Genomic DNA, 6074 nt, shown 5'->3' on the forward strand with positions numbered 1-6074 from the left:
GGACTGGAGGCATGAGCGATCACGAGCAGCAGCAGCCGGCCCCGCGCCGCGGCAAGATCCTGGAGGCCCTCGCGCGGGCGGAGCGGAAGCTCTTCACCCGGCCCGCCCCGAAATCGGCAAAGGCACGGATGAAATTCCTCCGCACGCGCGCGGGCGGGTCCACCGCAGCCGTGGCGGAGCGCCTGGGCACCTCACGCCGGACGGTGGAGCGCTACCTCGCCGGGAAGCTGACGAAGCCGCAGAAGCGGCTCCAGGCCGCCCTGGTGGAAGCGACCGAATCCGAGTGGCAACCCCAGGTCAGAGCGCAGGCACGCGCACAGGCGGCGACCTCCAGGGGGATGATGGTGGAGGTGACGGCGTACTTCGGATTCACCTGCACGGGCAGCTCGGACGACGGCCGTGAGCGCCAGATCACTACGGACATCTCGCCCACCTACGTGAAGCAGATCCTGGAGCTCCAGGAGGCCGGTGCGACGGAGGAGGAGCTGCATCCGATCGTCGCGGAGGCCATCACGGAGTCGTATTTCACGGAATGGGGCACGCGGGCCGATGGCCTCCGCGCGGATTTCACGTCCGTGTCGTCAATTTCCTTCCGGTTCTGACCCGGCAGAATTCCGGACCTGCTAGAAACGTATTCGGCGGGCCGCCGTACAGCGCTCTGGCGGCGGCCCGCCTTCGAATCCGCACACGAATACGAGGCCGATGATGACCACGCCCTGGCCGCCCCCGCGTACCGCCCGCCGCCCGCTCGCCCCGCGCGTCGCCGTACCCCGGGAGCCGGTCGACCCTGCCCGGATCGGTCGCCGCGTCGTACGGCGCCGGGCGAGGGGGATGGACGCCGTCGCCGTCGCGGCGGCCCTCGAGGACACCCGCTTCGACGCGCGGCAGAACTCCCGGTTCGAGGACCTGGCCGACGACGTCCGCGGCCGGGCGGAGCTCGCGGAGTGGGAGCGCCTGGACCAGCTGCTCGCCGCCGCGCCGGCGGGCACCGTCTACGACCCGGACACCGACGTCGTCGTCCAGGCCGAGCTTGCCGCCGACGCCGCGGCCGCCGCCGCCCGGGAAGCCGAGCTGCGCGAAGCCGCCCGGGTCGCGGCCCGCGCCGACGAGCTCCAGGCGCTGCGCGAGCTCCACGCCCTGGAGCAGACCGAGCCTCGCGACGGCGACGAAGCCGCCCGCGACGAGCTCACGCGGCGAGCCGGCGGGTACGTCCAGGCCGACGTCGACGCCTGGCTCGCCCGTGCCCTGGGCGCCCACCGCGGGCACTACCGCGACCCCGCCGCCCGCGAAGCCGCCGCCGGCCTTCTGACGCCACCGGTCCTCGCCCACGCCGCGCTGCTCGCCGAACTCGTCCGCCTGGTCCCCGGCGCCGACGTCGACGAGCTGGCGTTCGCGGCCCGGCTCGCCACCACCGAACCCGAAGCCGCCGGTGACCTCGCGGTGTTCCTCGCCCGCGCCCGCTCGTAGGGCGGAGTTCGTACGGCCAACCGCTCCCGGGCGCGTTCTGCCAATCGCCCGCCGCGCCCGGCACACCGGCGGCATCATGAGGCGTGGCCGACAACACCCTGCACCTGAAGTACGAACAGATCGACCTGCGCACGTCGAACCTGGCCGGTGCCCTGCTGGGGCTCTCCGACAGGCTCCGGGCCTTCTGTGACGGAAGGGTTCTGTACAGCGGCGAGGAACTGTCCGGCAGAGCGCAGGACCTGGCGCAGGAGATGAACGCGATCGTGGCGCGGTGCGCCGCGCTGGACGCGATGCGTCAGTCCTACCGGGACCTGGTGCAGGATGACCCGGAAGAGAACTGACCGGCCTTCCCGGCCGGGTGTCACGCTGACTGAGTGTGAGCGTGACACCGGCTGTCACGCTCCCTCGGGAAAGTGTCACGCCACCTCGAATGTGTCCCTGTATGTCCGTTTCTCTGGGCCCGTAGGTGCCTCCAGGGCGGTTTCGGGGGCGGAGCGTGACACATAAGAGTTGATCTCCCGAGCGCTTACGAGCAGTACGGAACGTAGTCACGGGGGGGGGCGGTTCAGCCGGAGTGGTCCCGGGCTCCGTGGCCCGGCGATACCGTGGTGAGTAACGCCAGTTCTGCCCTCTGGAGCCCTCGATGAGCGAACAGCCGGCCCCCGCCGACACCGCCGCCCGGCAGCTGGAGCCCGCGGCCGCCGACGCGGTCCGCGCGTACGCGGCCAAGACCCGCGCCGACGCCGACCGGTTCGCCGCCGTCCTGGAGGACATCGCCACCAACGGCCTGCCCGACCCCGAGCAGTGCACCCCGTGGGAGGAGCTGCGCGAGGCCCACCTCGCCCGCCTCGCCCGGCAGCGCCCGGCCGTCGCCTGATGCCCCCGCAGCACGGCCCCCGCCGCGCCCGGATCGCGTTCTCCGACTCCGCCGCCAAGCAGCTGGAGAACATCACCAGCGAGGCGGAGATCCACGCCCTGGACCGCGCCCTGGTCGTCGTCTCCGTCGACCCCGAGGTCGGCGAGCCGATCCCCGGCGACACCGCCGGCCCCCAGCTGCGCGAGTACGCCGACGAGGTCGAGCGGGTCCGGCTCCTGTACTGGGCGACGGCTTTGCGGACCGTGGTCGTGGTCGCCTACCTCGAGGTCTGACCCGCGACGTCCTGGACCAGGCCGACCGCGTGCTGCTGGCGCGGCCGACCTCTCCGCATGTCCGTCGGTTGGTGAGGGATCGGGTCTGTCACCTGATGAGGGATCGCTCGCGTACAAGGAAGACCTAGGACTGACCGACCAGGTGATGAGCGCGCTCTTCCCACCCGCCGAAGGCGAAGTACCGGAAGCACAGCGGGCAGTCCTCGCCGCCGGGCTCACCACCCGCCTTGCACCCTTGCATCCATCGCCGCGCCGCCGGCCTGCCCGGAGCTCCCAGGCCAATGACGCGCCCTGCAACGCGCCCGTGCAACACACGAGTGCAACAGAGTCCGCGTTGCAGCCATGACCTGCGGCAACACCCCGCACGGCACGGATCGGGCAACGTGTTGCACTCTGCGTTGCAGGCTCCGGCCTGGGACCGGCCGGGACGCGTCTTGCACCCCATTGGTAGGTAGTACAGGTAGTACCTATGTGCGGGTTGTAGATCTCTCCCCCTGAGAGCGAAGCTCGCTGCGCGGGCACACACCACCTGCCGTCATCTGCACTCAGGCCCACCTCGCCGGCCCGGCGGACATGATCCTTCCCGGCCCTGTACGGCCGTCTGCGGCGTTTTGGCGCCCTTCCGGCTCCCGAGGACGATCAAGGCCCTGAAAGGCGCTCACAGAGGCGTACAGCGCTTCGGGTGGCGGTGAAGCGCCCTGCGTCTCGGCAACGGCACCCGTAACGGGGCGCCGGCGCTCCCTCCTCGGTCGCCGCCTTTCGCCGCTCCCGGCCCGAGCTCTGCTCTCAGGGGGAAGGAGACTCAACCCGCACGTAGGTACTACCTGTAGTACCTACCAATGGGGTGCAAGACGCGCTCCGCTCCCGCCAGGCCGCGACCGCCGACGGCTGTCACCGGCCGGGTGCAGCGCCTCGTGCTGCTTGGCGTCGACGTCCTGCTGCTCCTGGTGGTGAAGGGTGCAAGACGCTGCTGCACGTCCCGTGAGGAGCGCAGCGCAGTATTCGCACGGTTCAGACGGCACACGGGTGCTGCTCGGGTAGCAAGGGCGCCCTTAGCCGGGGCAGCACGCGACGCAGCAGAGCCACCGGGGCCGCTGGCGTTCGTTCTGCTGCTCCAGAACAAAGCGGTTCACCTGGTGCTACCGCTGCTCGCGCCGACCCACGCACAGCCGATGACGCCGTGGCTCGCGTTTGTTCTGCTCCTCCAGAACAAAGCGGTTTACCTAGTGCTACCGGCGGGGGCGGCGGGCACGAAGAAGGCGCCGCACCAGGAGGTGCGGCGCCTCGGGCCTTCTGCGGGGCGGTTCAGCCGGTGGCGGCCAGGTTGGCCACCTGGGCGGCGAACCGGGCCCGGCGCTGCTCGGTGAAGCGCTCGGGTTCGGAGGCTTTGATCTCCGGGATCGGCATGGGGTAGGCCACCTTGCCGTCGGTCAGCACCGGGTGGAGTTGGTAGAGGGCGTCTTCCAGGCTCCAGGCGAGTCCGCACTCGCGAAGCTCCTTGAAGCCGCGGTTCACGGTGGGCTTGCTGGCGCCCAACTCGCGCGCCATCTCGTTCTGGCTGATCGCGGCAGTGCCGGTGTCCGGGTCGCTGAGGTACAGCAGCTCGTCCAGGACGCGACGGCCGGCCGTCGAGACGTCGACCAAGGACAGGATGCGCAGCGCGTCACGAGTGAGCGTGACGGGCGCCTCTGAGGGAGGGCTGGGGACGTAAGAGCTGCTCACGGAGCCTCACCACTTCCGATCAGAATGACGCTGCAACACGAGGATATGCCGCGCGAGCTCACGCGCTCGCCCTGCGCACGGGCCGCCGCTGGCGGAGCGTGACGACCTTCTCCTTGCGGCGGGCGGCCTCGGCGGCCTTCTTCTCCGCCTCGCGCGCCCGGCGCCACTCGGTGGGGTAGTCGGCGTGCGGAATGATGCAGGCCGGGCCGTCGGCGGCGTTCCAGAGCTTCTGCCACTTCTCCTGCTCGCCGGAGGTGCCGGCCACCGTGAGCCACGGGTTCAGCTGGAGGATGCCGCGCTTGGCGGTGCGCATCCAGCCGATGTGGGCGAAGAACTGGCTGGCCTCGCTCACCGAGGCCACCGACAGGTTGCACCGGGCCTGGAGGTCGCGCTGGTTGGTCTTCACGAAGCCGCGGGGGACATCGCGGTCCTTGTCGTTGGCGCGGTTGGCGTCCTGCAGCGCCATGAGCTTGCACCAGACCTGGAACCAGGAGCCGGGCATCTTGAGGCTGCCGAGCACGTTCAGCAGCAGCCGGGCGTCCAGGACGTAGCCGCTGACCTCGGCGCTCGCGGCGAACTCGCGGCCCTGGATCTTCTCCACGCCCAGGATCAAGCCGCCCTTGCCGTCCGACCGCGCGACCACGCGCTCGCCGGGGCGGACGATCGGCAGCTGTTCCATCGGCACTGTCCTCCAGGGATGATCAACGAGTTGATGAGCACGGTAGCACTAGGTAAACCGGCTTGTTCTGGAGGGGCAGAACAAACGGTGCCTCAGAGTCACCTAACGACCCGTCAGCTTCGGGGTGACTTTGTTCTAGATCTCCAGAACACTCGGGAGCCGTTTGTTCTGGAGATCTAGAACAAACGGTTTCGCATCGTCGCAGGTCAGAGCCGTTTTCGGCGCGGTGCCCTCTTATGTGTCTTTAGACACCGGCCACCACCCAGGCCCCCGCCGTCACGCCGCGCACCGCGCGGCAAAAACCGCTGGTCACGGCGGGCGCGTCGCCGCTGGTGACCAGCGCAGCGGGGGAGCCGGCCTCCGCGGCTGAGCTCGCTTCGCGTGCGGCTCCACGCCCAGGTGCGGGTCGTGGACAGCGGCAGCGGCTCTGAGTCTCGGGTGGTGCCGGCCGTGACGCTCAAAAGCGAGGAGGCGTGGCTGGTGCCGGTGGGCGGTTCCGCCGCCCGGCCCGGGGGGCCGTTCGGCTCCGGTACCTCCGCACGCCGAATTTCCGGCTTTCCGATATCCGAGGTTCTGTTCTGTGGCTCGGGCCCGCAGCTTCCCAATCTAGGATTCCTCGCGTAAGTGGTGGGCAGGATTCGGGCACTGACCCTCTATCAAAAACCGCACCGCCGCCGGGTGGTTGGGGGGTGTCCTGTTTTTCCGCCAACAGTACATGCTGCATCTCACGGATGCACGCGGTACACTGGAACCCACACGAACGAGCGACCCCCACCCCTCGTAGCCAGCCCAGCCCGCGCCAGCGGGCCCCAAGGGACTGGAGGCGCAGCCGGAAGGACCGTCAGGCGGGGGAGCGCAGCGGACCCGCCGGGAGCGCCCCGCGCTCCCCCCAACTCCCGTACTGGAGGCCCCACTAGCCGCACCCCACCGACCCGATCGGCCCGGCCGCGCGATGCGCGGCCCGCCGGGCGCGCAGCGGCCGGCCCCCTGCCTCCTGGAGCGAAGCGGAGGGAGGCGGAGGGAGGGAGCGCAGCGACCGCTTCGCTTGCACATCGCG

Annotated in this window: 7 protein-coding genes; 5 read left to right on the forward strand and 2 right to left on the reverse strand. The window is 70.4% G+C overall.

From position 1 onward, the window contains the following. Positions 1-11: 11 nt before the first annotated feature. From tpg to ESG85_RS08260, 5 genes are all read left to right on the forward strand, one after another. The gene (tpg, locus tag ESG85_RS08240) at positions 12-602 is read left to right on the forward strand and encodes a telomere-protecting terminal protein Tpg (RefSeq protein ID WP_128977387.1); all 591 of its coding nucleotides are present in this window, start codon (positions 12-14) and stop codon (positions 600-602) included. A gap of 103 nt (positions 603-705) precedes the next feature. After that, the gene (locus ESG85_RS08245; RefSeq protein ID WP_128977398.1) at positions 706-1467 is read left to right on the forward strand and encodes a hypothetical protein; all 762 of its coding nucleotides are present in this window, start codon (positions 706-708) and stop codon (positions 1465-1467) included. 83 nt (positions 1468-1550) lie between these two features. Further along, positions 1551-1808, forward strand: a complete 258-nt coding sequence (locus tag ESG85_RS08250) for a hypothetical protein (RefSeq protein WP_128977388.1) — start codon at positions 1551-1553, stop codon at positions 1806-1808. 302 nt (positions 1809-2110) lie between these two features. Continuing rightward, positions 2111-2344: a hypothetical protein gene (locus ESG85_RS08255; RefSeq protein ID WP_030655479.1), complete on the forward strand. Its 234-nt coding sequence runs from the start codon at positions 2111-2113 to the stop codon at positions 2342-2344. Then, positions 2344-2616 carry a hypothetical protein gene (locus tag ESG85_RS08260; RefSeq protein WP_128977389.1) on the forward strand — a complete coding sequence of 91 codons (273 nt, stop codon included), beginning with the start codon at positions 2344-2346 and terminating at the stop codon, positions 2614-2616. Before ESG85_RS08255 ends, ESG85_RS08260 begins: the two co-directional genes overlap by 1 nt. A gap of 1305 nt (positions 2617-3921) precedes the next feature. Here the strand turns inward: ESG85_RS08260 and ESG85_RS08265 are convergent. After that, the gene (locus ESG85_RS08265) at positions 3922-4338 is read right to left on the reverse strand and encodes a helix-turn-helix domain-containing protein (protein WP_128977390.1); all 417 of its coding nucleotides are present in this window, start codon (positions 4336-4338) and stop codon (positions 3922-3924) included. 58 nt (positions 4339-4396) lie between these two features. Continuing rightward, the gene (locus tag ESG85_RS08270) at positions 4397-5017 is read right to left on the reverse strand and encodes a hypothetical protein (RefSeq protein WP_012477030.1); all 621 of its coding nucleotides are present in this window, start codon (positions 5015-5017) and stop codon (positions 4397-4399) included. Positions 5018-6074 lie beyond the last annotated feature (1057 nt).

The organism is Streptomyces roseicoloratus, from assembly GCF_004117935.1.
Lineage (GTDB): Bacteria > Actinomycetota > Actinomycetes > Streptomycetales > Streptomycetaceae > Streptomyces > Streptomyces roseicoloratus.